Annotated in this window: 24 protein-coding genes; 15 read left to right on the top strand and 9 right to left on the bottom strand. The window is 70.5% G+C overall.

Annotated elements, in window-relative coordinates; genetic code table 11:
* Nucleotides 1-11: 11 nt before the first annotated feature.
* Both ppgK and CP976_RS27955 read right to left on the bottom strand, forming a co-directional pair.
* A complete protein-coding gene (gene ppgK / locus CP976_RS27960; RefSeq protein ID WP_150482824.1) occupies nt 12-758 on the bottom strand; it encodes a polyphosphate--glucose phosphotransferase in 747 nt (248 codons plus the stop codon).
* Between the two features lie 69 nt (nt 759-827).
* Entirely contained in the window at nt 828-1853 is a 1026-nt protein-coding gene (locus CP976_RS27955) for a 4-hydroxy-3-methylbut-2-enyl diphosphate reductase (RefSeq protein WP_150482823.1), read from the bottom strand.
* Between the two features lie 155 nt (nt 1854-2008).
* Here CP976_RS27955 and xseA point away from each other — a divergent pair, with 155 nt between their 5' ends.
* The 3 genes from xseA to CP976_RS27940 all read left to right on the top strand — a co-directional run bounded on the left by xseA (nt 2009) and on the right by CP976_RS27940 (nt 4202).
* Nucleotides 2009-3217 carry an exodeoxyribonuclease VII large subunit gene (xseA, locus tag CP976_RS27950; protein WP_150482822.1) on the top strand — a complete coding sequence of 403 codons (1209 nt, stop codon included), beginning with the start codon at nt 2009-2011 and terminating at the stop codon, nt 3215-3217.
* A gap of 9 nt (nt 3218-3226) precedes the next feature.
* A complete protein-coding gene (locus CP976_RS27945; protein WP_150482821.1) occupies nt 3227-3472 on the top strand; it encodes an exodeoxyribonuclease VII small subunit in 246 nt (81 codons plus the stop codon).
* A gap of 139 nt (nt 3473-3611) precedes the next feature.
* Nucleotides 3612-4202: a malonic semialdehyde reductase gene (locus CP976_RS27940; protein ID WP_020275875.1), complete on the top strand. Its 591-nt coding sequence runs from the start codon at nt 3612-3614 to the stop codon at nt 4200-4202.
* Between the two features lie 64 nt (nt 4203-4266).
* Here the strand turns inward: CP976_RS27940 and CP976_RS27935 are convergent, their stop codons facing one another.
* Nucleotides 4267-4791, bottom strand: a complete 525-nt coding sequence (locus CP976_RS27935) for a DUF4245 domain-containing protein (RefSeq protein ID WP_150482820.1) — start codon at nt 4789-4791, stop codon at nt 4267-4269.
* A gap of 126 nt (nt 4792-4917) precedes the next feature.
* On the opposite strand from CP976_RS27935, the gene glpX reads away from it, so the two are divergent.
* A complete protein-coding gene (gene glpX, locus CP976_RS27930) occupies nt 4918-5952 on the top strand; it encodes a class II fructose-bisphosphatase (protein WP_150482819.1) in 1035 nt (344 codons plus the stop codon).
* 90 nt (nt 5953-6042) lie between these two features.
* On the opposite strand, the gene CP976_RS27925 is transcribed toward glpX, so the two are convergent.
* Both CP976_RS27925 and CP976_RS27920 read right to left on the bottom strand, forming a co-directional pair.
* A complete protein-coding gene (locus CP976_RS27925; RefSeq protein WP_078945338.1) occupies nt 6043-6417 on the bottom strand; it encodes a WhiB family transcriptional regulator in 375 nt (124 codons plus the stop codon).
* 174 nt (nt 6418-6591) lie between these two features.
* Nucleotides 6592-7278, bottom strand: coding sequence for a DUF1707 SHOCT-like domain-containing protein (locus tag CP976_RS27920; protein WP_150482818.1), 687 nt, complete (start codon nt 7276-7278; stop codon nt 6592-6594).
* Between the two features lie 201 nt (nt 7279-7479).
* Between CP976_RS27920 and CP976_RS27915 the strand changes: the two genes are divergently transcribed.
* The 4 genes from CP976_RS27915 to CP976_RS27895 all read left to right on the top strand — a co-directional run bounded on the left by CP976_RS27915 (nt 7480) and on the right by CP976_RS27895 (nt 14426).
* A complete protein-coding gene (locus CP976_RS27915) occupies nt 7480-9150 on the top strand; it encodes a fumarate hydratase (protein WP_150482817.1) in 1671 nt (556 codons plus the stop codon).
* 675 nt (nt 9151-9825) lie between these two features.
* Nucleotides 9826-11214: a class II fumarate hydratase gene (locus tag CP976_RS27905; RefSeq protein WP_150482816.1), complete on the top strand. Its 1389-nt coding sequence runs from the start codon at nt 9826-9828 to the stop codon at nt 11212-11214.
* Between the two features lie 82 nt (nt 11215-11296).
* Nucleotides 11297-11989 (top strand): cytidylyl-2-hydroxypropylphosphonate hydrolase, encoded by a 693-nt coding sequence (gene fomD / locus CP976_RS27900; protein WP_150482815.1) that lies wholly within the window; start codon nt 11297-11299, stop codon nt 11987-11989.
* 322 nt (nt 11990-12311) lie between these two features.
* Nucleotides 12312-14426: a SpoIIE family protein phosphatase gene (locus tag CP976_RS27895; RefSeq protein ID WP_150482814.1), complete on the top strand. Its 2115-nt coding sequence runs from the start codon at nt 12312-12314 to the stop codon at nt 14424-14426.
* Between the two features lie 57 nt (nt 14427-14483).
* On the opposite strand, the gene CP976_RS27890 is transcribed toward CP976_RS27895, so the two are convergent.
* Nucleotides 14484-16787: a transglycosylase domain-containing protein gene (locus CP976_RS27890; RefSeq protein ID WP_150482813.1), complete on the bottom strand. Its 2304-nt coding sequence runs from the start codon at nt 16785-16787 to the stop codon at nt 14484-14486.
* A 261-nt stretch (nt 16788-17048) separates the two neighbouring features.
* On the opposite strand from CP976_RS27890, the gene CP976_RS27885 reads away from it, so the two are divergent.
* The 5 genes from CP976_RS27885 to CP976_RS27865 all read left to right on the top strand — a co-directional run bounded on the left by CP976_RS27885 (nt 17049) and on the right by CP976_RS27865 (nt 21879).
* The gene (locus CP976_RS27885) at nt 17049-17984 is read left to right on the top strand and encodes an SPFH domain-containing protein (RefSeq protein ID WP_150482812.1); all 936 of its coding nucleotides are present in this window, start codon (nt 17049-17051) and stop codon (nt 17982-17984) included.
* Complete coding sequence (locus CP976_RS27880; protein ID WP_086852475.1) at nt 17981-18226, top strand: type II toxin-antitoxin system antitoxin; 246 nt, start codon at nt 17981-17983, stop codon at nt 18224-18226. The genes CP976_RS27885 and CP976_RS27880 overlap by 4 nt, the downstream gene beginning before the upstream one ends.
* A 112-nt stretch (nt 18227-18338) precedes the next feature.
* Nucleotides 18339-18863, top strand: coding sequence for a PadR family transcriptional regulator (locus CP976_RS27875; protein WP_150482811.1), 525 nt, complete (start codon nt 18339-18341; stop codon nt 18861-18863).
* Nucleotides 18860-19549, top strand: coding sequence for an ABC transporter ATP-binding protein (locus tag CP976_RS27870; protein ID WP_150482810.1), 690 nt, complete (start codon nt 18860-18862; stop codon nt 19547-19549). The genes CP976_RS27875 and CP976_RS27870 overlap by 4 nt, the downstream gene beginning before the upstream one ends.
* Nucleotides 19546-21879: an ABC transporter permease gene (locus CP976_RS27865; protein ID WP_150482809.1), complete on the top strand. Its 2334-nt coding sequence runs from the start codon at nt 19546-19548 to the stop codon at nt 21877-21879. Before CP976_RS27870 ends, CP976_RS27865 begins: the two co-directional genes overlap by 4 nt.
* Nucleotides 21880-21907: 28 nt before the next feature.
* Here CP976_RS27865 and CP976_RS27860 read toward each other — a convergent pair whose 3' ends face one another.
* A complete protein-coding gene (locus CP976_RS27860) occupies nt 21908-22858 on the bottom strand; it encodes a LysR substrate-binding domain-containing protein (RefSeq protein ID WP_167537433.1) in 951 nt (316 codons plus the stop codon).
* Nucleotides 22859-22991: 133 nt separating this feature from the next.
* On the opposite strand from CP976_RS27860, the gene CP976_RS27855 reads away from it, so the two are divergent.
* Nucleotides 22992-23546 carry a peroxiredoxin gene (locus CP976_RS27855; RefSeq protein WP_086852467.1) on the top strand — a complete coding sequence of 185 codons (555 nt, stop codon included), beginning with the start codon at nt 22992-22994 and terminating at the stop codon, nt 23544-23546.
* A 3-nt stretch (nt 23547-23549) separates the two neighbouring features.
* A complete protein-coding gene (locus CP976_RS27850) occupies nt 23550-24083 on the top strand; it encodes an alkyl hydroperoxide reductase (protein WP_150482808.1) in 534 nt (177 codons plus the stop codon).
* Between the two features lie 90 nt (nt 24084-24173).
* On the opposite strand, the gene CP976_RS27845 is transcribed toward CP976_RS27850, so the two are convergent.
* Nucleotides 24174-25490, bottom strand: coding sequence for an AI-2E family transporter (locus CP976_RS27845; RefSeq protein ID WP_150482807.1), 1317 nt, complete (start codon nt 25488-25490; stop codon nt 24174-24176).
* A 135-nt stretch (nt 25491-25625) separates the two neighbouring features.
* The gene (locus CP976_RS27840) at nt 25626-26327 is read right to left on the bottom strand and encodes an aggregation-promoting factor C-terminal-like domain-containing protein (protein WP_150482806.1); all 702 of its coding nucleotides are present in this window, start codon (nt 26325-26327) and stop codon (nt 25626-25628) included.
* Between the last annotated feature and the right edge of the window lie 42 nt (nt 26328-26369).

Here is a 26369-nt window from a genome sequence, read left to right as displayed (position 1 = left end):
TGCGCCCGGCTCTAGTGCCCGGCCGCCCGCATCGCCGCGCCCACGATCCCCGCGTTGTTCTGCAGCTGCGCCGGGACGATCTCGGCCTTGATGCCCTCGATGTGGGGCAGGAACTTGTGTGACTTGCGGCTGACGCCGCCGCCGATGATGAACAGCTCCGGCGAGAACAGCATCTCGACGTGGGCGAGGTACCTGCGCACGCGGTGCACCGCCCAGTGCTCCCACGTCATGTCGTGGTCCTCGCGGGCCTTGCTGGAGGCCCGCTTCTCCGCGTCGTGCCCGTCGAGCTCCAGGTGGCCCAGCTCGGTGTTGGGGACCAGGACGCCGTCGACGAAGACCGCGCTGCCGATGCCCGTGCCGAACGTGAGCACGATCACCGTGCCGCGGCGGCCGCGGCCGGCGCCGAAGTTCATCTCGGCGACGCCCGCCGCGTCCGCGTCGTTCACCACCGTCACCGGCAGTCCGCCCAGCCGCTCGCCGAGCAGCACGCGCGCGTCGGTGTCGATCCAGCTGTCGTCGACGTTGGCCGCCGTCCGGATCGTGGCTCCGCCGGTGACCACGCCCGGGAACGTGACCCCGACCGGGCCCGTCCAGCCGAAGTGGTCGACGACCTGCTTGACGCCGTCGGCCACCCCGTCGGGCGTGGCCGGGTGCGGCGTGAGGACCTTGTGGCGCTCCTGAGCCAGGTCGCCCTTGTCCAGGTCCACCGGGGCACCCTTGATCCCGGAACCGCCGATGTCCACACCGAAGATCTGCATGGCCCTACGTTACGACGAGGGACCGACCGTCACCGGCCGTACGGCGATCCCCGCCCGGCGGCTCCCCGATCACTGCCCGGAATCCTCACCGGTTCCGGCGCCGCGGCGCTCGGCGACCAGCGCCGTCGCCTCCTCACGCAGGTCGCGGCGCAGCTCCTTGGGCAGCGAGAAGGTGATGGACTCCTCGGCCGCCTTGACGATCTCGACGTCCTCGAAGCCGCGCTGGGAGAGCCACTCCAGGACCTGCTCGACCAGGACCTCCGGGACGGACGCGCCCGAGGTGACGCCGACCGTGGAGACACCCTCCAGCCAGGCCTCGTCGATCTCGTCGGCGAAGTCCACCAGGTACGCCTCGCGCGCTCCCGCGATCTTGGCGACCTCCACGAGCCGCTTGGAGTTGGAGGAGTTGCGGGAGCCGACCACGATGACCAGGTCCGACTCGGCGCCCATCTGCTTCACGGCGAGCTGGCGGTTCTGCGTGGCGTAGCAGATGTCGTCGCTGGGCGGGGAGATGAGCTGCGGGAACTTCTCCTTCAGGGCGTCGACGGTCTCCATGGTCTCGTCGACGGACAGCGTGGTCTGGGAGAGCCAGACGACCTTGGACGGGTCGCGGACCTCGACCTTCTGCACATCGCCCGGCCCGTCGACGAGCTGGATGTGGTCGGGGGCCTCGCCGGAGGTGCCGATGACCTCCTCGTGGCCCTCGTGGCCGATCAGGAGGATGTCGTAGTCCTCACCGGCGAAGCGGACGGCTTCCTTGTGGACCTTGGTGACCAGCGGGCAGGTGGCGTCGATGGTGGCGAGGCGGCCGCGCTCGGCCTCCTCGTGGACGACGGGGGCCACGCCGTGCGCCGAGAACATGACGATGTTCCCCGGGGGCACCTCCTCCGTCTGCTCGACGAAGATCGCGCCCTTCTTCTCCAGGGTCTGCACGACGTACTTGTTGTGGACGATCTCGTGCCGGACGTAGACCGGAGCGCCGTACTGCTCCAGCGCTTTCTCGACGGCGATCACGGCGCGGTCCACACCCGCGCAGTAGCCACGGGGGGCGGCGAGCAGGACACGGCGGCCAGGCGAAGCAGACATGCGTCCCATCGTAAGGCCGCGTCGGGCGCGTCGAAGATCGCACCGTGTGGAGTCCCCGGGAAGACTGACAGGGCGCGGTGTGAGTGACGGATGCGAAGGCGCCGGGACCCGCGTCGCCGGGCGGGTGGGCCGTGTTGTCAGCGGTGGCCACTACGCTCGCGGGCATGGCTGTGAACACGTCTCCGGAATCCCCGCTCCCCGTCGGTGAGGTGTCGCGGCTCATCGGGGGGTGGATCGACCGGCTCGGGGCGGTGTGGGTCGAGGGGCAGATCACGCAGTTGTCGCGGCGGCCGGGCGCCGGTGTGGTGTTCCTGACGCTGCGGGATCCCTCGTACGACATCTCCGTCAGCGTCACCTGCTACCGGCAGGTGTTCGACGCCGTCGCGGACGTGGTGAGCGAGGGCGCCCGGGTCGTCGTCCTGGCGAAGCCCGAGTGGTACGCCCCGCGGGGGCAGCTGTCGCTGCGGGCCGCCGAGATAAGGCCCGTCGGTGTCGGTGAGCTGCTCGCCCGCCTGGAGCAGCTGAAGAAGGCCCTCACGCGCGAGGGCCTGTTCGCGCCGGAGCGGAAGAAGCCGCTGCCCTTCCTTCCGCAGCTCGTCGGGCTGGTGTGCGGGCGGGCCTCTGCCGCCGAGCGGGACGTGCTGGAGAACGCCCGGCACCGCTGGCCGGCCGTGCGCTTCGAGGTGCGCAACGTCGCCGTGCAGGGCGTGCACGCCGTGCCGCAGGTCGTGCAGGCCGTGAAGGAGCTGGACGCGATCGAGGACGTGGACGTGATCATCGTGGCGCGCGGCGGCGGCAGCGTGGAGGACCTGTTGCCGTTCTCCGACGAGCAGCTGATCCGGACGGTGGCCGAGTGCCGCACGCCCGTGGTGTCCGCGATCGGGCACGAGCCCGACAACCCGCTCCTCGACCACGTCGCCGACCTGCGCGCCTCCACCCCGACCGACGCCGCGAAGAAGGTCGTGCCGGACGTCGGCGAGGAGTACGAGCGCGTGCGGCTGCTGCGGGACCGGGCGCGGCGGTGCGTGGCGGCGCTGGTGGAGCGGGAGGAGCGCGGGCTGGCCCACGCCCTGGCGCGCCCGTCGATAGAGGATCCGCACCGGATGATCGACGAGCGCGCCGACCATGTGGCGGACCTGCTCGACCGGAGCCGGCGCTGTCTGCGGCACCAGCTCGACCGGGCGGACTCGGAGCTGGCGCACACGCACGCGCGCGTGGTGGCCCTCTCCCCCGCCGCGACCCTGAAGCGCGGGTACGCCGTGCTCCAGAAGGCGGACGGGCACGCCGTCCGCGACCCCGGCGAGGTGGAGGCCGGTGAGGCCCTGCGCGCGCGGGTCTCCGAGGGTGAGTTCTCCGTACGAGTGGACACATAGGGTGGGTGGATGACCAGCGAGGTTGATGAGACAGCGGGCATGACCGAGGCGCTCGGGTACGAGCAGGCGCGGGACGAGCTGATCGAGGTCGTGCGCCGCCTGGAGGCGGGCGGTACGACGCTGGAGGAGTCCCTCGCGCTGTGGGAGCGCGGCGAGGAGCTGGCCAAGGTGTGCCGGCGCTGGCTGGACGGGGCGCGGGCGCGGCTGGACGCGGCGCTGGCGGAGGAGACCTCGGGCGAAGCGGACGGGGAGTAGCGAAGCGGGCGCTGAGCGGCACGGGCGGTTCACTGTGAGGTGACACACGACACCCCAGATTTGGTTGAACGTTGAACTTCACTCGCCTACGGTCGGAGACATCCGACGTACCCGCTCGAGAAGGTTCAAAGGTTCATCCATGTCTCTCGCCCTTGACCCCGCCGCGCAGGACCTGCTGTTCCGCGAGGCCCGCACCGCCAACACCTTCACCGACGAGCCGGTGACCGACGAGCAGGTGCAGGCGATCTACGACCTGGTCAAGTACGGCCCGACCGCCTTCAACCAGACCCCGCTGCGCATCACCCTGGTCCGCTCCCCCGAGGCCCGCGAGCGCCTGGTGCGGCACATGGCCGAGGGCAACCAGCCCAAGACGGCCGCCGCCCCGCTGGTCGCGATCCTCTCCGCGGACAACGAGTTCCACGAGGAGCTGCCGCACCTCTTCCCGGCCATGCCGCAGGTGAAGGACCTCTTCTTCGCCGAGCGCCCGGTCCGCGAGAACGCCGCCACGCTGAACGCCGCCCTCCAGGCCGCGTACTTCATCGTCGGCGTCCGCGCCGCCGGTCTCGCCGCCGGCCCGATGACCGGCTTCGACTTCGAGGGCGTGCGCAAGGAGTTCCTGGACGACGACCACACCCCGCTGATGGTCGTCAACATCGGCCGTCCGGGCCCGGACGCCTGGTACCCGCGCTCCCCGCGCCTGGAGTTCGACCAGGTCGTCACGACCGTCTGACCGACGCACACGAGAAAGGCCCCCGGTGCTCGCCGGGGGCCTTTCTCGCGTGCGCACTTCCGTCTCACTCCGTCTTCAGCGCGTCCGCCATCTTCGTCAGCTGCGCGAACGGCGCGGTACCCGTCACGACCGTCGTCGAGCCCTTGGTGCCTTCGAGGACCAGCGCGTCGTACCGGCCGCCCTCGTAGCGGGTCCAGGTCCGGCCGTCGATCTTCTCGGCCTTCCCGGTCTCCCGCGCGCCCTGGGTCGCCTCGTCGAGGAAGACGGGGCGCCGCTGAGTGGACTGCTCGACGGCCACGTACTCCCCCTCGGGGTCGTGGAAGCCGAGGTGCCAGGCGTCGAACTCGTCGCCCTGGAAGCGGACGGAGGTGGCCTTCCATGTGTCGGGCAGGCCCTGGGGCGCGGCCACGGGGTACGAGGCGGCGCGGCGTGCCGTGAGCAGCTCGACCCGGTAGTCGACGCGCTTGGTGTCGGGCGCGCTGTCGTCGTGCGGGATGAAGAGGTATATGACGCCCGCCACGAGGACGATGACTCCCATGGAGAGGATCATGTCCCGCGCCGTCTTCTGCTTGCCGTTCGTGCCTGCCACGTCCCTATCGTCGCAGGTCTCCGGTGCGCTCATCCGTGGGGGCCCCTGCTCATTTTGCGGGCTCGGCGATAGAGTCGGTCAACAACACCCTCATCCGGCCGTCGTCGTACAGAAAGGTGCGCTCCGATGACCGAGCATCATCACTTGCCGTCCGAACTCGATGTGCCCTCCGAAGCCCCCGACCGCAACCTCGCCCTGGAGCTGGTCCGGGTGACCGAGGCAGCGGCGATGGCCGCGGGCCGCTGGGTCGGGCGGGGTGACAAGAACGGCGCCGACGGTGCCGCGGTGCGTGCCATGCGCACCCTCGTCTCCACCGTCTCGATGAACGGCGTCGTCGTCATCGGGGAGGGCGAGAAGGACGAGGCCCCGATGCTGTTCAACGGGGAGCGCGTGGGCGACGGGACGGGGCCCGAGTGCGACATCGCCGTCGACCCGATCGACGGCACCACGCTGACCGCGAAGGGCATGACCAACGCGATCGCGGTGCTGGCCGCCGCCGAGCGCGGGTCCATGTTCGACCCGTCCGCCGTCTTCTACATGGACAAGCTCGTCACCGGGCCCGAGGCCGCCGACTTCGTCGACATCAACGCGCCGGTGTCGGTGAACATCCGCCGGGTCGCCAAGGCCAAGCGGTCCGCGCCCGAGGACGTGACCGTGGTGATCCTGGACCGGCCGCGGCACGAGGGCATCATCAAGGAGATCCGGGACACCGGTGCGCGGATCAGGCTGATCTCCGACGGCGACGTGGCCGGCTCGATCCTGGCGCTGCGGGAGGGCACCGGGGTCGATCTGCTGCTCGGCATCGGCGGTACGCCGGAGGGCATCATCTCGGCGTGTGCCGTGAAGTGCCTGGGCGGCACGATCCAGGGCAAGCTGTGGCCCAAGGACGACGAGGAGCGGCAGCGGGCGATCGACGCGGGCCATGATCTCGACCGGGTCCTGACGACCGAGGACCTGGTCACCGGGGAGAACGTGTTCTTCGTGGCGACCGGGATCACCGACGGGGAGCTGCTGCGGGGGGTCCGGTACCGGGCCGAGACCGCCACGACCGACTCGATCGTGATGCGGTCGCGGTCGGGGACGGTGCGCAGAATCGATTCGGAGCACCGGCTGAGCAAGCTGCGGGCCTACAGCGCGATCGACTTCGACAAGGGCAAGTAGCGCGAAGAGGGGTGGGGCTCGGGCAGCCCACCCCGCGACGAAAGGGCGCCCCCGGTGCGGTGGGGGCGCCCTTTTCGTCGTGCGTGCCGGTCAGCCTGCCGCGGCTATCGTGCTCGCCGAGCGGGCCGCCTTCTTCAGTTCCAGGTCCCGGCGGCGGCGCCGGGCCAGGACCACGCGGCGTTCTGCGGCGGTGAGGCCGCCCCACACGCCATAGGGCTCGGGCTGGAGGAGGGCGTGCTCGCGGCACTCGACCATCACCGGGCAGCGGGCGCAGACCCGCTTCGCCGCCTCCTCCCGGGAGAGCCGGGCGGCCGTGGGCTCCTTGGAGGGGGCGAAGAACAGGCCCGCCTCGTCACGCCGGCACACCGCCTCGGTGTGCCACGGGGCGTCTTGGTCCCTGTCTCGCGCTGGCACCCGCGGGGCCGGAACGGCAGCTACCAGGGACGAATGCGGCGGTTGCAGCACGGTCTACTCCTGACGACGGCTTCGCGAGCGAGAGACGATGCAGCAAGGCCTACCCGCTGTGCGCGCGCCTATGCACTGAGTTCCGAAGCGCTGGTTTCGCCCCCGTTTTCGGGTTCCGTGGAGCGGCGTCACCGGTGGACCGATTTGCTCCGGATCCCGGTGGATTCGCAAGCGTCAATGGTTCAGGTGCTTGCGCAAACCCTTGTCGACCTTGCGCTGCACCCGGTCGAGGATGTCCGCGACGACCTTGCCGCGCCGGGGCCGCGCCTCGACGCTGCCCAGGACGGCCCAGCCGTCGACGTAGACGATCGGGGCCTCCGGTTCGCCCGAGTCGAGCGTGTCCACCTCGAAGCTGCCGAGCACGCCGCCGCCCATGCCGCGCAGCGACACGTTCTCCGGGACGCGGATCTCGACGCTGCCGAAGACCGAGAACGACTTGATCATGACCTGCTGGTGGTCGAAGAGCGCCTCGCTGAGGTCTATCTCGACACTGCCGAAGATCGCGTATGCATGGATACGGCGGCCCGCGCGCCAGCGGCCCTTGCGGACGGCGCTACTGAAGATCGCGACCACGTTGTCGTCCGGGTCGATCGGGATGGCGCCGACGGTGGGGCGGTGCGGGGCCGGGGCGGGCGAGGGGCCGGGGCCCTGACGGTGGGCGGCGGGCAAGTCCCGTATGAAGACGTCCAGTTCGCCGACCGTCTTGGCGCGCAGTACCCCCTCGACGCGCTCCGCGTGCTCGTCCACGGTGAGACGGCCCTCGGCGAGGGCGTCGTGCAGGATGTCGGCGATGCGGTCGCGCTCGGCGTCGGAGGCGCGGAGCTCGGAGGCGGCGGGCGCGGTCTGCTTCTGAAGGTCCACGGCAGCAGCGTACCGAAACACGATAGATCGCGACAGCCCCGGTGAGGCGGCTGCGTCGCGGCCGAGTGCGACGAAGTGTCCCGGCCGGGTGTGACGAACTGAGCCTTACCTCACAGGCTCGCTGTCGGAGGCAGGTTCTACGCTGGTGGGCGCTCGCCAATGGAGGCGGGCCGCCGTCCGTCGAGTGAGGAATGGGCTGAGATGCCTGAGTTCGCGTACACCGATCTGCTCCCCCAGGGAGAGGACACCACGCCGTACCGGCTGGTGACCTCCGAGGGTGTCTCCACGGTCGAGGGGCCGGACGGGCGGACCTTCCTCAAGGTGGAGCCGGAGGCGCTGCGCAAGCTCGCCGAGGAGGCCATCCACGACATCCAGCACTACCTGCGCCCGGCCCACCTCGCGCAGCTGCGCCGCATCATCGACGATCCGGAGGCGTCCGGCAACGACAAGTTCGTGGCGCTGGACCTGCTGAAGAACGCGAACATCGCGGCGGCGGGTGTGCTGCCGATGTGCCAGGACACGGGCACGGCGATCGTGATGGGCAAGCGCGGTCAGAACGTGCTGACGGAAGGGCGCGACGAGGAAGCCCTGTCCCGCGGCATCTACGACGCCTACCAGAACCTCAACCTGCGCTACTCGCAGATGGCTCCGCTCACCATGTGGGAGGAGAAGAACACCGGCTCCAACCTTCCCGCGCAGATCGAGCTGTACGCGACCGACGGCGGCGCCTACAAGTTCCTGTTCATGGCGAAGGGCGGGGGCTCGGCCAACAAGTCGTTCCTGTACCAGGAGACGAAGGCCGTCCTGAACGAGTCCTCCATGATGAAGTTCCTGGAGGAGAAGATCCGTTCGCTGGGCACGGCGGCCTGCCCGCCGTACCACCTGGCCATCGTGGTCGGCGGTACGAGCGCCGAGTACGCGCTGAAGACCGCGAAGTACGCGTCCGCGCACTACCTGGACGAGATCCCGGCGGAGGGGTCGGCGCTCGGGCACGGCTTCCGGGACCAGGAGCTGGAGCAGAAGGTCTTCGAGCTGACGCAGAAGATCGGGATCGGGGCGCAGTTCGGCGGGAAGTACTTCTGCCACGACGTGCGCGTGGTGCGGCTGCCGCGGCACGGGGCGTCCTGCCCGGTCGCCATCGCGGTGTCCTGCTCCGCCGACCGTCAGGCCGTCGCGAAGATCACGGCCGAGGGTGTCTTCCTCGAGCAGCTCGAGACGGACCCGGCGCGGTTCCTGCCGGAGACGACGGACGAGCACCTGGACGAGGCCGGTGACGTCGTCGAGATCGACCTGAACCAGCCGATGGAGACGATCCTGGCGGAGCTCTCCAAGTACCCGGTGAAGACCCGGCTCTCCCTCACCGGCCCGCTCGTCGTCGCCCGTGACATCGCGCACGCCAAGATCAAGGAGCGGCTGGACGCGGGCGAGGAGATGCCGCAGTACCTGAAGGACCACCCGGTGTACTACGCCGGTCCGGCCAAGACGCCCGAGGGGTACGCGTCCGGGTCCTTCGGTCCGACGACGGCCGGTCGTATGGACTCCTACGTCGAGCAGTTCCAGGCGGCTGGCGGGTCCAAGGTGATGCTGGCGAAGGGCAACCGCAGCAAGCAGGTCACGGACGCGTGTGCCTCGCACGGCGGCTTCTACCTGGGCTCCATCGGCGGGCCGGCGGCCCGTCTCGCCCAGGACTGCATCAAGAAGGTCGAGGTCGTCGAGTACGAGGAGCTCGGCATGGAGGCCGTCTGGAAGATCGAGGTCGAGGACTTCCCGGCGTTCATCGTCGTCGACGACAAGGGCAACGACTTCTTCCAGGACCCGGCGCCGGCGCCCACGTTCACGAGCATTCCGGTGCGGGGGCCGGGGCTGGCGTAGTGCCCCGGGGTGCGGCGGGGGTGGTTTTCGCCCCCGCCGCCCCTACCCGTCCCCTCCCCAGGGGCTCCGCCCCTTCGACCCCGCCAGGGGCTCCGCCCCCTGAACCCCCGGCCATCGCCGACCGGCCGGACCTGAGGCCCGGCCACCGGCGGGGACCGCGTCCCTTCCACCCCTCAGAGGTCTCGGCCCCTGGTCCCTCTCGGGCTCCGGATACTCGACCCCCTTATGGCTCCGGGGCCCCGGCCACTTGTGACTTCGGGCCCCAGTCATCGCCCACCCACCGCCCGACACGGTCGGGCGTGAGGCCCCGCCACCGGCGGGGACCGCATCTCCTGCACCCCTCAGGGCCCCGGGCCCCGGCCCCTCATGAGCTTCGGATACTCGGCCCTCTCGTGGCTCGGGCCCCGCCCCCTCAGGCCTCTTCAGCCCTCGCCGCCTCACGTGCCTTCAGCCCCCGCCGTCCACGTTCCGTCAGGCCACTCCCCCTCGGGGACTCGGATACTCGCCCCCTCATGGCCCCGGCGGCCCCGGCCCTCTCACAAGTCTTCAGGCCCCGCTACCTCACCGGCTACGAAGTGCCACCCTTCATGGGCTCAGCCCCCGGCGCTCCACAGTCCACAGCCCCCATTCGCCCCACCCAGGAACATCACCGCCCCCTCGATCGCTATAGCCGGTATGAGCGACGAATACCGCATCGAGCACGACTCCATGGGCGAAGTACGTGTCCCGGCCGACGCCAAGTGGCGGGCTCAGACGCAGCGTGCTGTCGAGAACTTTCCGATTTCCGGGCAGCGGATCGAGCGGGCGCACATCGAGGCCCTGGCCCGCATCAAGGGCGCCGCGGCGAAAGTGAACGCGCGGCTCGGGGTGCTCGACGAGGATGTCGCCGGGGCGATCCAGGAGGCCGCCGGCGAGGTCGCCGAGGGCAAGTGGGACGCGCACTTCCCCGTCGACGTGTTCCAGACCGGGTCCGGGACGTCGTCCAACATGAACACCAACGAGGTCATCGCCACCCTCGCGACCGAGCGGCTGGGCAAGAGCGTTCACCCGAACGACCACGTCAACGCCTCCCAGTCGTCCAATGACGTGTTCCCGTCCTCCATTCACATCGCCGCCACCGCCGCCGTCACCCGTGATCTGATCCCCGCCCTGGACCACCTCGCCGCCTCCCTGGAGCGCAAGGCCGAGGAGTTCTCCGATGTCGTGAAGTCGGGGCGGACCCACCTCATGGACGCCACGCCCGTGACGCTGGGGCAGGAGTTCGGCGGGTACGCCGCACAGGTGCGGTACGGGATCGAGCGGCTGGAGGCGTCCCTTCCCCGGCTCGCCGAACTGCCCCTGGGGGGTACGGCCGTCGGCACGGGGATCAACACCCCGCCCGGTTTCTCCGCCGCCGTGATCGAGGAGGTCGCCCGTACGACCGGGCTGCCCCTCACCGAGGCCCGCAACCACTTCGAGGCACAGGGCGCACGGGACGGCGTCGTCGAGACCAGCGGGCAGCTGCGGACCATCGCGGTCGGGCTGACGAAGATCGCCAACGATCTGCGGTGGATGTCCTCCGGGCCGCGCACCGGCCTCGCCGAGATCGCCCTGCCCGACCTCCAGCCCGGCTCCTCGATCATGCCGGGCAAGGTGAATCCGGTCATCCCGGAGGCCGTGCTGATGGTCGCCGCCCAGGTCGTGGGCAACGACGCCACCGTCGCCACCGCCGGCGCCGCCGGGAACTTCGAGCTCAACGTCATGCTGCCCGTCATCGCGAAGAACGTGCTGGAGTCCGTGCGGCTGCTCGCGGGCGCCACGCGGCTGCTCGCCGACCGGACCGTCGACGGCATCACCGCCGACCGCGAGCGGGCGCGGGAGTACGCCGAGTCCTCCCCGTCCGTCGTCACGCCGCTCAACAAGTACATCGGCTACGAGGAGGCCGCCAAGGTCGCCAAGAAGGCGCTGGCCGAGCGGAAGACCATCCGTCAGGTCGTCCTGGACAGCGGGTACGTGGAGCGCGGGGACCTGACCCTGGAGCAGCTCGACGAGGCGCTGGATGTCCTGCGGATGACGCACCCGTGACAGTTCGCCGAGCGAGGCGCCCGGCGCGTGAACCGTGACACGCGCCGCAGCGTCGTATGCCCATGGCACCTAATATCTGTGCATGGCAGACGGTGGAGCGGTGAGACGCGTGGAAACGGGTGGTGCGGCAGGCTTCTGGGAGCCCGGGAGCGAGATCCTGTGGCGGTACCGGGAGAACGGCGGCGCGCGTTTCCACATCGCGCGTCCCGTCACCGTCGTACGGGACGACGCGGAGCTGCTCGCCGTGTGGCTGGCGCCCGGCACGGAGTGCATGCGGCCCGTGCTCGCCGACGGCACCCCCGTGCACCTCGAACCGCTGGAGTCCCGCTACACCAAGCCGCGGACCGTGCAGCGCGACCGCTGGTTCGGCACGGGCGTGCTGAAGCTGGCGCGGCCCGGCGAGCCCTGGTCGGTGTGGCTGTTCTGGGAGCCGGGCTGGCGGTTCAAGAACTGGTACGTGAACCTGGAGGAGCCGCTGGCCCGTTGGGAGGGCGGTGTGGACTCCGTCGACCACTTCCTGGACATCTCCGTGCACCCGGACCGCACGTGGCACTGGCGCGACGAGGACGAGTTCGCCCAGGCCATGCGGGACGGGCTGATGGACGACCAGCAGGCCGAAAAGGTGCGGGCGGCCGGGCGCGCCGCCGTGGAGGTGATCCGCGCCTGGGGGCCGCCGTTCTCGGAAGGCTGGCAGCACTGGCGCCCGGATCCGTCCTGGGCGGTACCGTCACTGCCGGAGGACTGGGATCGTACTCCCGCGCATGTGTCCTCATGAGACCCTTGATGCGCCCCCGGGCAAGAAACGTAGGATCGTCCTCCGCAAGGGTGCGCGGCGGCAACTGACGGAGCACGCGCTGGGCTTGACCGATCGTCACCGAGGGGCGGCAGGACGTGAGCGAGGGGTACGAGGGCAACACCGGCAGGGCCTGCGCCACGGGCCCCAGGGGCCGGCAGAAGGCCCCTGAGGGCCGCAGACGGTCCGCCGGTGGCACAGCGACAACCTCTGACCACGCGGGGATTCCGTTCCTGGGGCACGTATTCCGGGTATCGGAGTCTCGGCGGGACCACCTGCACCTCTGGCGTGCAGCCCCGGACGGATGGATTCGACACGCGTGACGGAGCAGCCGACCTCCTTCGAACGCCCGCAGCCGGGCGTCGACCCCACGGACCCCCGCGGGGCGCTCGTGCACACCTCGACACCGGCGCGTGCGCCCGGCACGGGCGCCTTACCGGTACAGGGCCGCTGCGGCGGCGACGTCAGCGCTCCGCTCACGACGGCGCACACCACGCCGGGCACGTCGGAGCCGGGCACCTCCACGCCGTTCGGCAAGGGCAAGGACACCGTGAGCGACCCCGCCTCCGAGCATTCCCAGCCGGGTACCGAGCAGACCGCCGAGCGCGACACTCCTCGGCCGCGGCCCGCCCCCGAGGGCATTCCGGTCCAGCCGGCCGACGAACAGGACCGGCCGACGCCCGGCCCGGACGGGCAGGAGCGCCGCAGCGGCCAGAGCCTGCCGCCCGGCCGGCCCACGCCGATGCGGCGGGACGGCGACCGGCTGCGCTTCGTGGGTGCCGCCACCCGGCGGATCGCACGCGGCATCGATCTCGACGAGATCGTGATGGGGCTGTGCCGGGCCACCGTGCCCACGTTCTCCGACGCGATCCTGGTCTATCTGCGCGACCCGCTGCCCGTCGGTGACGAGCGGCCCACCGGCCCGCTGGTGCTGCGGCTGCGCCGCACCGACCGGATACCGGCGGAGCGGGACACGGAGAACGGCTTCCTGCCGGCCACGCAGCCCGAGCCGAACGAACTGGACACGGTCGGCGCCGAACTGTGCGAGGTGCGGCCCGGCAGCGCCCTCGCCGAGGTGCTGCGGGGTGTGCGCCCGGTGTTCACCGACGCCCCCGCGGCCCGTGCCGCCCTGCCGGAGCTGCTCGGTGACGGCGGCGAGTTCGGCGTACCGGACGGACAGCGCGCGATCCTCGCGCCGCTGCGCGGCCGGCGCCGGGTGATCGGTGCCGCCCTGTTCCTGCGCCGCCCCGAGCGTATGGCCTTCGAGCCGGACGACCTGCTGGTGGCCGCACAGCTCGCCACGCACAGCGCCCTGGGCATCGACAAGGCCGTGCTGTACGGCCGCGAGGCCTACATCGCTGACGAGCTCCAGCGCACCATGCTGCCCGAGACGCTGCCCCGCCCGACGGGTGTGCGGCTGGCCTCCCGGTACCTGCCGGCGGCGGAGACCGCCCGGGTCGGGGGCGACTGGTACGACGCCATCCCGCTGCCCGGCAGCCGGGTCGCCCTGGTCGTCGGTGACGTCATGGGCCAGCTGCGCACCACCGCCCAGACCCTCGCCGGTCTCGACCTGCCGCCGCAGGAGGTCCTGCACCACCTCGACGAACAGGCCCAGCGCCTCGGCGTGGACCGCATGGCGACCTGCCTCTACGCGGTGTACGACCCGGTATCGCACCGCATCACCATCGCCAACGCCGGTCACCCGCCGCCCGTCCTGCTCCACCTGGGCGGCCGTGCCGAGGTGCTGCGCGTGCCGGCCGGTGCCCCCATCGGGGTCGGCGGTGTCGACTTCGAGGCCGTGGAGCTGGACGCGCCCGCCGGCGCGACCCTGCTGCTGTACACCGACGGCCTGGTCGAGTCCCGGCTGCGGGACGTGTGGACCGGCATCGAGCAGCTTCGGGAGAAGCTCGCCGCGACCGCGCAGCTCACCGGGCCGGACCATCCGCCGCCCCTGGAAGCGCTGTGCGACGAGGTGCTCGACATGCTCGGCCCGGGCGACCGGGACGACGACATCGCGCTGCTCGCCGCCCGCTTCGACGGCATCGCGCCCAGCGATGTGGCGTACTGGTTCCTGGAGCCGGAGGACGCCGCCCCCGGCCGGGCCCGCCGCCTGGCCCGGCGCGCGCTTCAGCGCTGGGGTCTGGAGGAACTCAGCGACTCCGTGGAGCTGCTGGTCAGCGAGGTCGTGACGAACGCCGTGCGGTACGCCTCCCGGCCGGTCACGCTCCGGCTGCTGCGGACGGACGTCCTGCGCTGCGAGGTGGGCGACGACGTCCCGCAGTTGCCGCGCCTGCGGCAGGCGCGTGCCACGGACGAGGGCGGACGCGGGCTGTACCTGGTGAACCGCCTGGCCCGGCGCTGGGGCGCGACCCGGCTCAGCACGGGCAAGGTCGTCTGGTTCGAGCTCAACAGGAGCTGAGCACAGCACACGGAGAAGGGGCGCCCGGTGTTCGCCGGGCGCCCCTCGCCGTGCCTCCTACTGTTCGCGCCGTCCGTCGCCCGGCTTGATCGGGTCGAACGGGTCGCCGCCGTCGTCCGGCGGTGTCGTCTCCGGGGCCGTCGGCGGGGTGAAGGTGGGCGGTGTCGTCGACGGGCTCGCCGGCGGCGAGCTGCTCGGCTCCTCGGTCGTGGGCGGCGGTGACGACGACGACGGTTCCTCGGTCGTCGGCTCCCGCGTGGGCTCCTTGGTCGGCTCCCGCGTCGGTGTCGGCGTCCAGGTCGGCTGGACGGCCGCGCCCTGCTGGGTGTCCAGGTCGAACTTGCTGGTGTCGCCCATCACGCCGAAGGTGTACGCCGCCCAGATCAGCGCGGGGAAATCGCCGCCGTTGATCCGGGGCTCGCCGGCCGCCTTGTACATCGGGACGTGCTTGTACGGGGGCTTGTCGTCCTCTCCGAACAGGCCGACGGATGTGACCAGGCCGGGTGTGTAGCCGGTGAACCAGGCCGACAGGTTGTCGTCGGACGTACCCGTCTTGCCCGCGACCTGCTGGCCGTCGCGCTGGGGGTTGTTGCGCACGGACCGCTGGGCGGTGCCGTCGTCGACCACGCCGGTCAGTACCGAGGTCACCGAGTCGGCGGCCTCGCGGCTGATGACCTGGTCTCCGATCGCATCCGGGACGGTGACCGCGCGGGTGTTGTGCTCGACGGACTTGAGGAGGGTCGGCGTGACCTTCCTGCCGTGGTTGTCGAGGGTCGCGTAGACGCCGGCCATCTCAAGCGGGCTCGCACCCATGGTGCCCAGAGTCTGGGCGGGCACCGCCTCCAAGCCCTCGGTGTTCATGCCGAGTTCGCCCGCGACCTTCATCACCTCGGGCATACCGACGTCGACGCCCATCTGCGCGAAGACGGAGTTGATGGACTTGTTCATCGCCGTCTGGACGGTGACCTTGCCGTAGTTGGCGTCGTCCTCGTTCTCCGGGGCGAACCCGACCTTGGTGCCGTCGTCCACGACCGGGCGCTTGCTCGTGCCGTCGTAGATCGTGTTCGCCCTGATCGGCGTGCCGTCCTGGGTCTCGGCGGCGCCCTCCAGGGCGGCCGCCAGGATCACCGGCTTGAAGGTGGAGGCGGGCTGGTAGTCGGTGCGGGTCGCGTTGTTGACGTAGTGCTTGAGGTAGTCCCGACCGCCGTACATGGCGACGACCGCGCCGGTCTTCGGGTTGACGGACGCGGCACCGGCCTGGACGTCCGCGTCGACCTTGCGCTTGCGGGGGTCGAGCTTGCTGTCCAGCTGCTGCTTGACGGACTTCTCGAGCGCCGCCTGCTTCTTCTTGTCGATGTTGAGCGTGAGGGTCCAGCCGCCCTGGTCTACCAGCGCCCCCGCCTGCTTCGCGTCCTCGGCGGCGCCCTGGGCGACGAGTTGCTTCTCCAGCGCTGCGTTGGCGGCCTTCACCAGGTAGCCGGTCTGCCCGCCCATGCTCGGGTCGGCCTTCGGCTCCTTGGGCTCCTCGAACGTCATGGCCTGGCGCTCGGACGTGTTCAGCCAGCCTTCCTCGACCATGTTGTCCAGGACGTAGTTCCAGCGCGCTTTCACCAGCTTCTTACCGGTGTCGGAAGCTATCGCCCAGTCGTACTGGTTCGGCGCCTGGAGGAGCGCGGCGAGGTAGGCCCCCTGCTCGACCGTGAGGTCCTTGGCGTCCACGTGGTAGTAGGCCTGCGCCGCGGCTTGGATGCCGTAGGCGCCACGGCCGTAGTAACTGGTGTTGATGTAGCCGGCGAGGATGTAGTCCTTGGACTTCTCCCGGTCCAGCTTCAGCGAGATGACCAGTTCCTTCAGCTTGCGCGAGACGGTCTGTTCCTGCGTCAGGTAGTAGTTCTTCACGTACTGCTGCGTGATCGTGGAACCGCCCTGCGCGCCCTTGCCGGTGACGGTGTTGAGCAGACCGCGGGCCGTGCCCTTCAGGTCTACGCCGGCGTCCTTGTAGAAGGTCTTGTTCTCGGCGGCGACGAAGGTCTTCTGGACGGGCTTGGGCACCTCGGCCAGGTCCACGATCTCGCGGTTGCGGTCACCCGCGCGGGCCAGCAGCGAGCCGTCGCTGTACTTGTAGACGTTGCTCTGCAACTCGGCGTCGGCGTTCCCCTTCGGGATTCCGATCATCATGTACAGCACGACGAAGGCACCCATGCCGAGCAGGCACAGGCCGAAGAAGGTGCCGAGGATCTTCTTCCAGGTGAAGAGCCTGCGTATGCCGCTCTTCCCGGGCGCGCCCGACGAACGGCGGCGCTTGGGTGCCGCCCGGCGCCCACCGCGCTGTCTGGCGCGTCTTTCTTCCGCTCGTCCCATGGGTCCGATCCGCTCCGCTTCGTTCATGTGTGCTCACATGTCACACAGGTTCGCCGCTCAGGTCAGCTCAGAAAGCTAACACCGGGAGATAAGAGATAGGGCTGCCGATCCGGCCCTTTGCGGGCGTGACAATCAGCACCCATCTCAACGGAACCGACGTTCGAGACACGCGTAGGGTTGCCAGGACGCGGAAAAGTGATATCACTTAGATAGACGGAAGCTATGCAGGAGTGGCTTCCCGGGAGGAACGGGGGATCACCCATGTCCACACACCAACCGCAGGTCACCGCAGATGTGCCTGAGATGCCGGCGCCCCGCGTGCGGGAGTTCGCCGCGCACAGCATCGGCGGCGGGCTCGCCCTGCTGCTCGGCCTGCTCGGTCTGCTGGCCGGCGCCGGGCTGATCGCGGCCGCCACGTCGGTCGACGGGGGCGGAGCCAAGGCCGCGCTGATCATCGGCGGCATCCTGGTCGGGCTCGCGGCGTTCCTGGCCATGTGCGGCCTGAACATGGTGGCGCCCGGCGAGGCCCGGGTCGTCCAGCTCTTCGGCCGCTACCGCGGGACGATCCGCCAGGACGGCCTGCGCTGGGTGAACCCCCTCACCTCGCGCACCAAGATCTCGACGCGCGTCCGCAACCACGAGACCGCCGTCCTGAAGGTCAACGACGCCTACGGCAACCCGATCGAGCTCGCCGCGGTCGTGGTGTGGCGGGTCGAGGACACCGCCCAGGCCACCTTCGAGGTGGACGACTACGTCGAGTTCGTCTCCACGCAGACCGAGGCGGCCGTGCGGCACATCGCCATCGAGTACCCCTACGACGCCCACGAGGAGGACGGCCTCTCCCTGCGCGGCAACGCCGAGGAGATCACCGAGAAGCTCGCCGTCGAACTCCACGCGCGCGTGGAGGCGGCCGGGGTCCAGATCATCGAGTCGCGCTTCACGCACCTCGCATACGCCCCCGAGATCGCCTCGGCGATGCTCCAGCGGCAGCAGGCCGGAGCGGTCGTCGCGGCCCGGCGGCAGATCGTGGACGGGGCGGTGGGCATGGTCGAGGCCGCGATCGCCCGGATCACCGAGCGGGACATCGTGGAACTGGACTCCGAGCGGAAGGCGGCGATGGTCTCCAACCTGATGGTGGTGCTGTGCGGCGACCGCGCCGCGCAGCCGGTCCTCAACACCGGGTCGCTGTACCAGTGACGGAGCCGTCCGAGGGTCCGGGTTCCCGGCGCCGGCCGCAGCAGCAGCGCAAGCAGGTGCTGCTGCGGCTGGACCCGGCGGTGTACGAGGCGCTGGCGCGGTGGGCCGGGGACGAACTGCGGTCGGCCAACGCGCAGATCGAGTTCCTGTTGCGGAAGGCGCTGGCCGAAGCGGGGCGGTTGCCGCGGGAGACCGGGCCCCTGCCCCGGCGTGGACGACCCCCCGGCGGCTCCGGGCAATAGCCTGTTGCGGAACCGTGACAACAGCCCCCGACCTGCGCGCCCGTACGGCACGCCATGGACTGCACACTCGGCGTATACATGCCGCGTATACACCCCGTGTACAGTCCTGGTCATGTCCATCGGTCACACTCTCCTGGGACTCCTGGAGTCCGGCCCGCGCCACGGTTACGACCTGAAGCGGGCCTTCGACGAGAAGTTCGGTCACGACCGGCCCCTGCACTACGGCCAGGTCTACTCGACGATGTCCCGGCTGCTGAAGAACGGGCTCGTCCAGGTCGACGGCATCGAGGCCGGCGGCGGGCCCGAGCGCAAGCGGTACGCGATCACCGAGGCCGGCATCACCGATGTCGCGCGCTGGCTGGCGACGCCGGAGAAGCCGGAGCCGTACCTCCAGTCGACCCTCTACACCAAGGTCGTCCTCGCGCTGCTCACCCACCGCGACGCCGCCGACATCCTCGACACGCAGCGCTCGGAACACCTGCGCAGCATGCGGATCCTCACCGACCGCAAGCGCAAGGGCGACCTGGCCGACCAGCTGATCTGCGACCACGCCCTGTTCCACCTGGAGGCGGACCTGCGCTGGCTGGAACTGACCGCCGCGCGTCTGGACAAGCTCCGTGAGGCGGTGACCCGGTGACGATTCCCGCTGGTTCGCTGCTCACCGCCCAGGACCTGCGCAAGGCGTACGGGCCGACCACCGCGCTCGACGGTGCCGAGTTCTCCATCCACCCGGGCGAGGTCGTCGCCGTGATGGGTCCGTCCGGGTCGGGCAAGTCGACGCTGCTGCACTGCCTCGCCGGGATCGTGCCGCCCGACTCGGGCTCGATCACGTACAACGGGCGTGAGGTGACGTCGTTGAGCGACGCCGAGCGCAGTGCGCTCAGGCGCTCCGAGTTCGGCTTCGTGTTCCAGTTCGGCCAGCTCGTGCCCGAACTCACCTGCGTGGAGAACGTGGCGCTCCCGCTGCGCCTGAACGGGTCGTCCCGCAAGGAGGCCGAGCGGACCGCGCTGGCGTGGATGGAGCGGCTGGAGGTCGACGAGCTGCGCAAGAAGCGGCCCGGCGAGGTGTCCGGCGGCCAGGGCCAGCGGGTCGCCGTCGCCCGCGCGCTGGTGACGAACCCGCGTGTGGTGTTCGCCGACGAGCCGACCGGCGCGCTCGACTCCTTCAACGGCGAGCGCGTGATGGACCTGCTCACGGACGCCGCCCGGTCCGCCAACGCGGCGGTGGTGCTCGTCACGCACGAGGCCCGGGTGGCCGCCTACTCCGACCGCGAGATCGTCGTACGCGACGGCAAGTCCCGGGACATGGAGCGCGCCGTATGAGCGCCTCGCAGTGGGCGCGGGATCTCGGTATGGGGATCCGGTTCGCTTTCGGGGGCGGACGCGAGGGGTGGATCCGGGCGCTGCTGACGGCCGTCGGCGTCGGGCTCGGAGTGGCGCTGCTGCTGCTCACCACCGCCATCCCGAACGCGCTGGCGGAACGGGACCGGCGTGAGGAGGCGCGCAGCGACCACACCTTCAGCCAGAAGGTGGTACCGAAGGCCGACAACACCCTGATCGTGCTGGACACGGACACCACGTTCCGCGACCGGGACGTGCGGGGGCGCATGCTGGAGCCGGAGGGCCCGCGGGCTCCGCTGCCGCCGGGGCTCTCGGAGTTCCCGGCCAAGGGCGAGATGGTCGTCTCCCCGGCGCTGAAGGAGCTGCTCGCCTCCGGCAGCGGGAAACTGCTGCGGGAGCGGCTGCCCTACCGGATCACGGGCACGATCGGCGAGCAGGGTCTCGTCGGCTCCCAGGAACTCGCCTACTTCGCGGGCGGCAAGGGACTGGCGGACCGCCTCGAGCACGTCAGCGGAGCCCGGATCGACAGCTTCGGCAATCCGGAACTGGTGCCGTCCGACCCGTGGGACCCGGTCCTGCTCCTGCTGGTCCTGGTCGTCTTCGTGGTGCTGCTGATGCCGGTCGCCGTGTTCATCGCAGCGGCCGTGCGGTTCGGCGGCGAGCGGCGCGACCGCAGGCTGGCGGCACTGCGGCTGGTCGGCTCCGACAGCCGGATGACCCGGCGGATCGCCGCCGGCGAGGCCCTCGCCGGATCCCTGCTGGGGCTCGTCCTCGGCACCGGGTTCTTCCTGCTCGGGCGCCAACTGGCGGCCACCTTCGAGGTGTACCACGTCAGTGTGTTCCCGAGCTATCTGGACCCCTCTCCGCTGCTGGCCGCCCTGGTCGCGCTGGCGGTCCCGACGGCCGCGGTGCTGGTGACCCTCCTCGCCCTGCGCGGGGTGGTCATCGAGCCGCTCGGCGTGGTGCGTACGGCCAGGCCCGCGCGGCGCCGGCTGTGGTGGCGGCTGCTGCTGCCGCTGGGCGGGCTCGCGATGCTCTTTCCGATGATCGGGCAGGGCGACGACGGCGGAGAGTTCAATCAGTACCTCGTCGTCGGCGGCGTCATGCTCCTGCTCGTCGGCGTCACCGCCCTGCTGCCCTGGATCGTGGAGAGGGTCGTCGCCCGGCTCGGCTCCGGCGGGATCGCCTGGCAACTGGCCGTGCGCCGACTCCAGTTGAGCAGTGGCGCGGCGGCTCGCATGGTCAACGGCATCGCGGTGGCGGTGGCCGGGGCGATCGCGCTCCAGATGCTGTTCGCCGGGGTGGAGGGCACCTACACCGCCGCGTCGCGGTACGACGTCTCGCGGGCCCAGATGCAGGTGCACGTGCCGGACGGCGTCGAACTCGCCTCCACCGCCGAGAAGTTCCGCGACACCCAGGGCGTCCGCAAGGTCACCGCCCTGGCCGAGACCTACCTCGCCGACAAGCGCACCGACGCCGACTCCCTCGTCCAGGTCACCATCGGCGACTGCGCCGCGCTCCGCGAGGTGGCCACGCTGCCTTCCTGCCGCGACGGCGACGTCTTCGCCGTGCACGGGGCGCAGTACGACACCGACACGGCCAGGCTGGCCAAGCCGGGTAAGAAGCTGTGGTTCGACAGCGCGAACGAGGGCCGGCCCGGAGAGCAGTTCTCCTGGAGCGTGCCGCGGGACATCCGGCAGGCCCAGCCCCGCGAGGACCCGACCGGGACCGAGCGCGGCGGCATCCTGCTCACGCCGGGCGGGCCGCTCCCGAAGCTCGCGTCGTTCGCCGAGGGAGAGCTCTACCTGAGCCTCGCCCCCGCGGAGCCGGACGCGTACGAGTACGTGCGCAACGCGGCGGCGCGCATCGACCCCATGGTCGACCCCATGGTGTGGAACTCCGTCGAGAGCAACAGCCGCTACGCCACCATCCGCACCGGCCTGTTCGTCGGCGCCGCGTGCGTGCTGGCCCTGATCGGCGCGAGCCTGCTGGTCTCGCAGCTGGAGCAGTTGCGCGAGCGCCGCAAGCTGCTGTCGTCCCTGGTCGCCTTCGGCACCCGGCGCCGCACCCTCAGCCTGTCGGTGCTGTGGCAGACGGCGATCCCGATCGGACTGGGCCTGCTGCTCGCCGCGACGGTGGGCATGGCCCTGGGCGCGGTCCTGCTGCGGATGGTGAACCTGTCCGTCCGGGTGGACTGGCCGGGCGTGCTGTCGATGACCGGTATCGGCGCGGGCATCGTCCTGGTGGTGACGCTGCTGAGCCTGCCGCCGCTGCTGAGGATGATGCGGCCGGACGGTCTGCGGACCGAGTAGGAGCCTCAAGCTCTTCTGCGTCGGCCCGTCAGGCGTCCCGGTCCAGGACCCTTACGGGCAGCGGCCGCAGCGCCTCTCGCAGGGCGGCGGCCAGTTCCTCGTACTCGGCGCCGCGCGCGGCCCCTGCCCGCATCGCGAGAGCGACCCTGCGGGTGGGGGCCGGGTCGGTGAAGTACCCGGTGAGGAGCTGGCTGCTGCGGGAGATCTCGACCTTGAGGGCGGTGCGCGGCAGCAGCGTGACGCCGAGCCCGCCCGCGACGAGCTGCACCAGGGTGGACAGCCCGGCGGCGGTCGTGGTGACCGGCGCGTCCTCGCGGCCGGCCTCCCGGCAGATGTCGAGGGCCTGGTCGCGCAGGCAGTGCCCCTCGTCGAGCAGCAGCAGGTTCAGTTCGCGCAGCGCCTCGCGCGGTATGCCCTCGCGTCCGCCGAGCCAGTGGTCGAGCGGCGTGACGAGCACGAAGTCCTCGTCGAACAGCGGCAGTTCGGCCACACCCGGCACACCCAGCGGCACGGCGAGCAGCAGCAAATCCAGCCGGCCGTTGGCGAGGCCCTCGACGAGAGAGGCGGTCTGCTCCTCGTGCACCTGGAGGTCGAGGTGCGGATACCGTTCGTGGACCAGCCGCAGGACGGTGGGCAGCAGGTACGGCGCCACGGTCGGGATGACCCCCAGCCGCAGCACCCCCGTGAACGGCGCCCGGACCGCCTCGGCCTCCTCCATGAGCGCGCCCACCTCGGCCAGCACCGCCTTGGCCCGTACGGCGATCCGCTCACCCTCGGGCGAGAGCAGCACCTTGCGCGTCGTACGCTCGAGGAGCGTCACTCCGAGTGTCTCCTCCAGCGCCGAGACGGCACCCGAGAGGGCGGGCTGGCTCATGCCGATCGCCCCGGCGGCGTCCCGGAAGTGCAGGTGCTCGGCGACGGCCGCGAAGGCCCGAAGCTGGGCGAGGCTGGGCTGCCTGCGCTTATTACCCACAGTCACTGATAACTACCTCCGATCAACACGACCGAGTGTAGCTATTTCCGTAATCAATCGACCCTGTGCCAACATCATTAACGTCCAACCCATGGGAAACACCCGCAATCCGGGTGTTTCTTCGCTGCAAGGAGAGCGTGTGCTCACTGTCGGTGACAAGTTCCCCGAGTTCGATCTGACCGCCTGCGTCTCGCTGGAGAAGGGCAAGGAGTTCCAGCAGATCAACCACAAGACCTACGAGGGTCAGTGGAAGGTCATCTTCGCGTGGCCCAAGGACTTCACCTTCGTGTGCCCGACCGAGATCGCCGCCTTCGGCAAGCTGAACGACGAGTTCGCCGACCGTGACGCCCAGGTCCTCGGCTTCTCCGGCGACTCCGAGTTCGTCCACCACGCCTGGCGCAAGGACCACGAGGACCTGCGTGACCTGCCGTTCCCGATGATGGCCGACCCCAAGCACGAGCTCATGCGCGACCTCGGCATCGAGGACGAGGACGGCTTCGCCAAGCGCGCGGTGTTCATCGTGGACCAGAACAACGAGATCCAGTTCTCGATGGTGACCGCGGGTTCGGTCGGCCGGAACCCGAAGGAGGTCCTGCGGGTCCTGGACGCGCTCCAGACGGACGAGCTGTGCCCCTGCAACTGGTCCAAGGGCGACGAGACCCTCGACCCCGTCAAGCTGCTGGCTGGTGAGTGAGGCATGTCCCTCGACTCCCTGAAGTCCCGCGTACCGGACTACGCCAAGGACCTGAAGCTCAACCTGGGCTCGGTCATCGGCAACTCCGACCTCCCGGCCCAGCAGCTGTGGGGCACGGTCCTCGCGACCGCGATCGCCTCGCGCTCCCCGATCGTGCTGCGCGAGCTGGAGCCGGAGGCGAAGGCGAACCTGTCGCCCGAGGCGTACACGGCCGCCAAGTCCGCCGCCGCGGTGATGGCGATGAACAACGTCTTCTACCGCACGCGGCACCTCCTGTCGGACCACGAGTACGGCAACCTGCGCGCGGGCCTGCGGATGAACGTCATCGGCAACCCCGGCGTCGACAAGGTCGACTTCGAGCTGTGGTCCTTCGCGGTCTCCGCCATCAACGGCTGCGGCATGTGCCTCGACTCCCACGAGCAGGTGCTGCGCAAGGCCGGGATCGACCGGGAGGTCGTCCAGGAGGCGTTCAAGATCGCGTCCGTGATCCAGGCGGTCGGCGTGACGCTGGACGCCGAAGCGGTGCTGTCCGAGTAACCCTCGGTCGCCTGCCGCACGTCGCAGGGCCCCGCCCACCTGACCGGTGGGCGGGGCCCTGTCGGCGTTTCGGGTTCTCCCCGGGCCGGGCTACTCCGACGGCGCCTCGGAAGGGCCGGGCTGCTCCGCCGGCCCCATCGCTGTCGCCCCGCGGGGCCGTACCGAGTGCCGCAGCGCCGACTGCCGCGAATACGCCCGCAGATACCCCACCACCGTGTTCGTCACGGCCACCAACGGCACGGCCACCACCGCACCCCCGATCCCGGCCACCACGCCCCCGCACGCCACGGACAGCACCACCGCCAGCGGATGCACCCGCACCGCCCGTCCGAGAATGAACGGTTGCAGGATGTGGCCCTCGATCTGCTGCACCGCCAGCACCACGACCAGTGTCATGACAGCGGTGAACACCCCTTGGGTGACCAGCGCGACGACGACCGCCAGCGCCCCGGACATCACCGCGCCCACCAGCGGGATGAACGCGAACAGGAAGATGAACACCGCCAGCGGCACGGCCATCGGCACATCGAGGAAGTAGATGCCCAGCCCGATGAAGATCGCGTCGATCAGCGCGACGATCACCGTGCCCCGCACATACGCCGTCAGCGTCCGCCACGCCGCCGGCCCGGCCCCGGCCACCCCCGGCCGCGCCGCCGCCGGCACCAGCTTCAGCGTCCACTCCCAGATCCGCTTGCCGTCGTAGAGCAGGAACAGCGTCGAGAAGACGGCCAGCAGAATCCCCGTCAGCGCCTCCACGACGACCGTCACGCCCTCCAGCCCCGCCGAGGTGATCTGGTCGGTGTTCGCGCCGACCGCCTCCCGCAGGTTCTTGGCGATTTCGTTGATCTGCTTGTCCGTGACGTGGAACGGGCTGTTCAGCAGCCAGTTCCGCAACTCGTCGATGCCGTCCTGGATCTGGCCCGAGAGGTCGTCGATGTTCTCCATGACCTGCCAGGTCACGAACCAGCCGATGAGCCCCATGACGACGAAGCCGAGGATCGCCGTCAGCGCCGTGGCCGGCCCGCGCGGCACCCCCAGCCGCCGCAGCCGCGCCACGGTCGGCTGGAGGATCGCGGTGATGAGCAGTGCGCTCACGAACGCCAGCACCACGAGCTGGACGGCGCTGATGATCCGCGTCAGCACCCACAGCGTGCCGGCGAGGACGAGCAGCCGCCAGCCGGCCTCCGCCGCGACCCGCACCCCCCACGGCACGGCCAGCGCGGGATCGGGCCGGGCGGGTACGTCGGGAGCGTACTCCGGGGGCGGCGGCACGTGTTCGTCGGACGGTGTCCGGGAATCGGGTTCGTCCCGCTCCCGTTCGGCCTCGGCGCGGCGTTCGTTCCACCGCTCGCTCATCTCGGTCAGTCCGGCACCGAGCCGGCCGAGCCACCCTGGTACTCGCGACATGATCCGTCCTTTTCCCCCGTCTCTCCGCACCACTCCCCCCTGGAGTCGTCGTCAAGACCGTACATGGCGCGAGCCCCTCACCGTACGACGGTGAGGGGCTTGCGCTGAGGATGGCTGCGGCTCAGGGCCGCGGGCTCAGTACCAGTTGTTGGCCTGCCAGAACGACCAGGCATCACACGGGCTGCCGTAGCGTTCGTTCATGTAGTTCAGGCCCCACTTGATCTGGGTGGCCGGGTTGGTCCGCCAGTCGGCACCGGCGGAGGACATCTTGGTACCGGGCAGCGCCTGGAACATGCCGTAGGCCCCGGAGGAAGGGTTGACCGCCTTGTAGTTCCAGTCGGACTCGTGGTCCACGATGTTGCTGAAGCACTGGAACTGACCCGCCGGCACCATCTGCCGCGCCATCGCCTGGATCTGCGCGATGGAGTAGGAGGTCGCGACGGGGAAGTCGGAGATGTCCTTGGAGCGGCTGGCGGCCTCCTTGGCCTCCGCACGCTCCTTGGCGGCCTTCTCGGCCGCGGCGGCCTTCTCGGCGGCTTCCTTCTTCTTGGCGATGGCCGTCTCGGCGGCAGCCTTGCGGGCGGCCTCCTCGGCGTCCTTCTTCGCGCTCGCGTCGGCGGCGATGGCCTGTGCGTCGGCCTGCTGTGTCAGCGACGCCGTCTGCACCTGGGCCTGCTGGCCCGCGGGAATGTCCGCGAGCAGCGTGGTGCCGCTTGCCGTCGCTTCTGCGTCGTTGTTCTGCGCGGTGCTGCCCGAGGCAACGCCGACGACGCTTCCGACAGCGGTGACCGCGGTGGCCGAAGCCACTGCGAATCCCCGGACCGAGATCCGGCTCACACGGTTTTCCTTCCAGCATCGCCCGCTTCGGTGACCCTCGCG

Source organism: Streptomyces coeruleorubidus, assembly GCF_008705135.1.
Lineage (GTDB): Bacteria > Actinomycetota > Actinomycetes > Streptomycetales > Streptomycetaceae > Streptomyces > Streptomyces coeruleofuscus.
Note: the sequence above shows the minus strand (reverse complement) of the source record. Positions and strands in the feature narration are given on the sequence as shown.

Excerpts from the sequence above, each read along its gene's own strand:
- ppgK (WP_150482824.1), bottom strand. The coding sequence starts at position 758 with ATGCAGATCTTCGGTGTGGACATCGGCGGTTCCGGGATCAAGGGTGCC.
- CP976_RS27955 (WP_150482823.1), bottom strand. The coding sequence starts at position 1,853 with ATGGGACGCATGTCTGCTTCGCCTGGCCGCCGTGTCCTGCTCGCCGCC.
- xseA (WP_150482822.1), top strand. The coding sequence starts at position 2,009 with ATGGCTGTGAACACGTCTCCGGAATCCCCGCTCCCCGTCGGTGAGGTG.
- CP976_RS27945 (WP_150482821.1), top strand. The coding sequence starts at position 3,227 with ATGACCAGCGAGGTTGATGAGACAGCGGGCATGACCGAGGCGCTCGGG.
- CP976_RS27940 (WP_020275875.1), top strand. The coding sequence starts at position 3,612 with ATGTCTCTCGCCCTTGACCCCGCCGCGCAGGACCTGCTGTTCCGCGAG.
- glpX (WP_150482819.1), top strand. The coding sequence starts at position 4,918 with ATGACCGAGCATCATCACTTGCCGTCCGAACTCGATGTGCCCTCCGAA.
- CP976_RS27915 (WP_150482817.1), top strand. The coding sequence starts at position 7,480 with ATGCCTGAGTTCGCGTACACCGATCTGCTCCCCCAGGGAGAGGACACC.
- CP976_RS27905 (WP_150482816.1), top strand. The coding sequence starts at position 9,826 with ATGAGCGACGAATACCGCATCGAGCACGACTCCATGGGCGAAGTACGT.
- fomD (WP_150482815.1), top strand. The coding sequence starts at position 11,297 with ATGGCAGACGGTGGAGCGGTGAGACGCGTGGAAACGGGTGGTGCGGCA.
- CP976_RS27895 (WP_150482814.1), top strand. The coding sequence starts at position 12,312 with ATGGATTCGACACGCGTGACGGAGCAGCCGACCTCCTTCGAACGCCCG.
- CP976_RS27890 (WP_150482813.1), bottom strand. The coding sequence starts at position 16,787 with ATGGGACGAGCGGAAGAAAGACGCGCCAGACAGCGCGGTGGGCGCCGG.
- CP976_RS27885 (WP_150482812.1), top strand. The coding sequence starts at position 17,049 with ATGTCCACACACCAACCGCAGGTCACCGCAGATGTGCCTGAGATGCCG.
- CP976_RS27875 (WP_150482811.1), top strand. The coding sequence starts at position 18,339 with ATGTCCATCGGTCACACTCTCCTGGGACTCCTGGAGTCCGGCCCGCGC.
- CP976_RS27865 (WP_150482809.1), top strand. The coding sequence starts at position 19,546 with ATGAGCGCCTCGCAGTGGGCGCGGGATCTCGGTATGGGGATCCGGTTC.
- CP976_RS27850 (WP_150482808.1), top strand. The coding sequence starts at position 23,550 with ATGTCCCTCGACTCCCTGAAGTCCCGCGTACCGGACTACGCCAAGGAC.
- CP976_RS27845 (WP_150482807.1), bottom strand. The coding sequence starts at position 25,490 with ATGTCGCGAGTACCAGGGTGGCTCGGCCGGCTCGGTGCCGGACTGACC.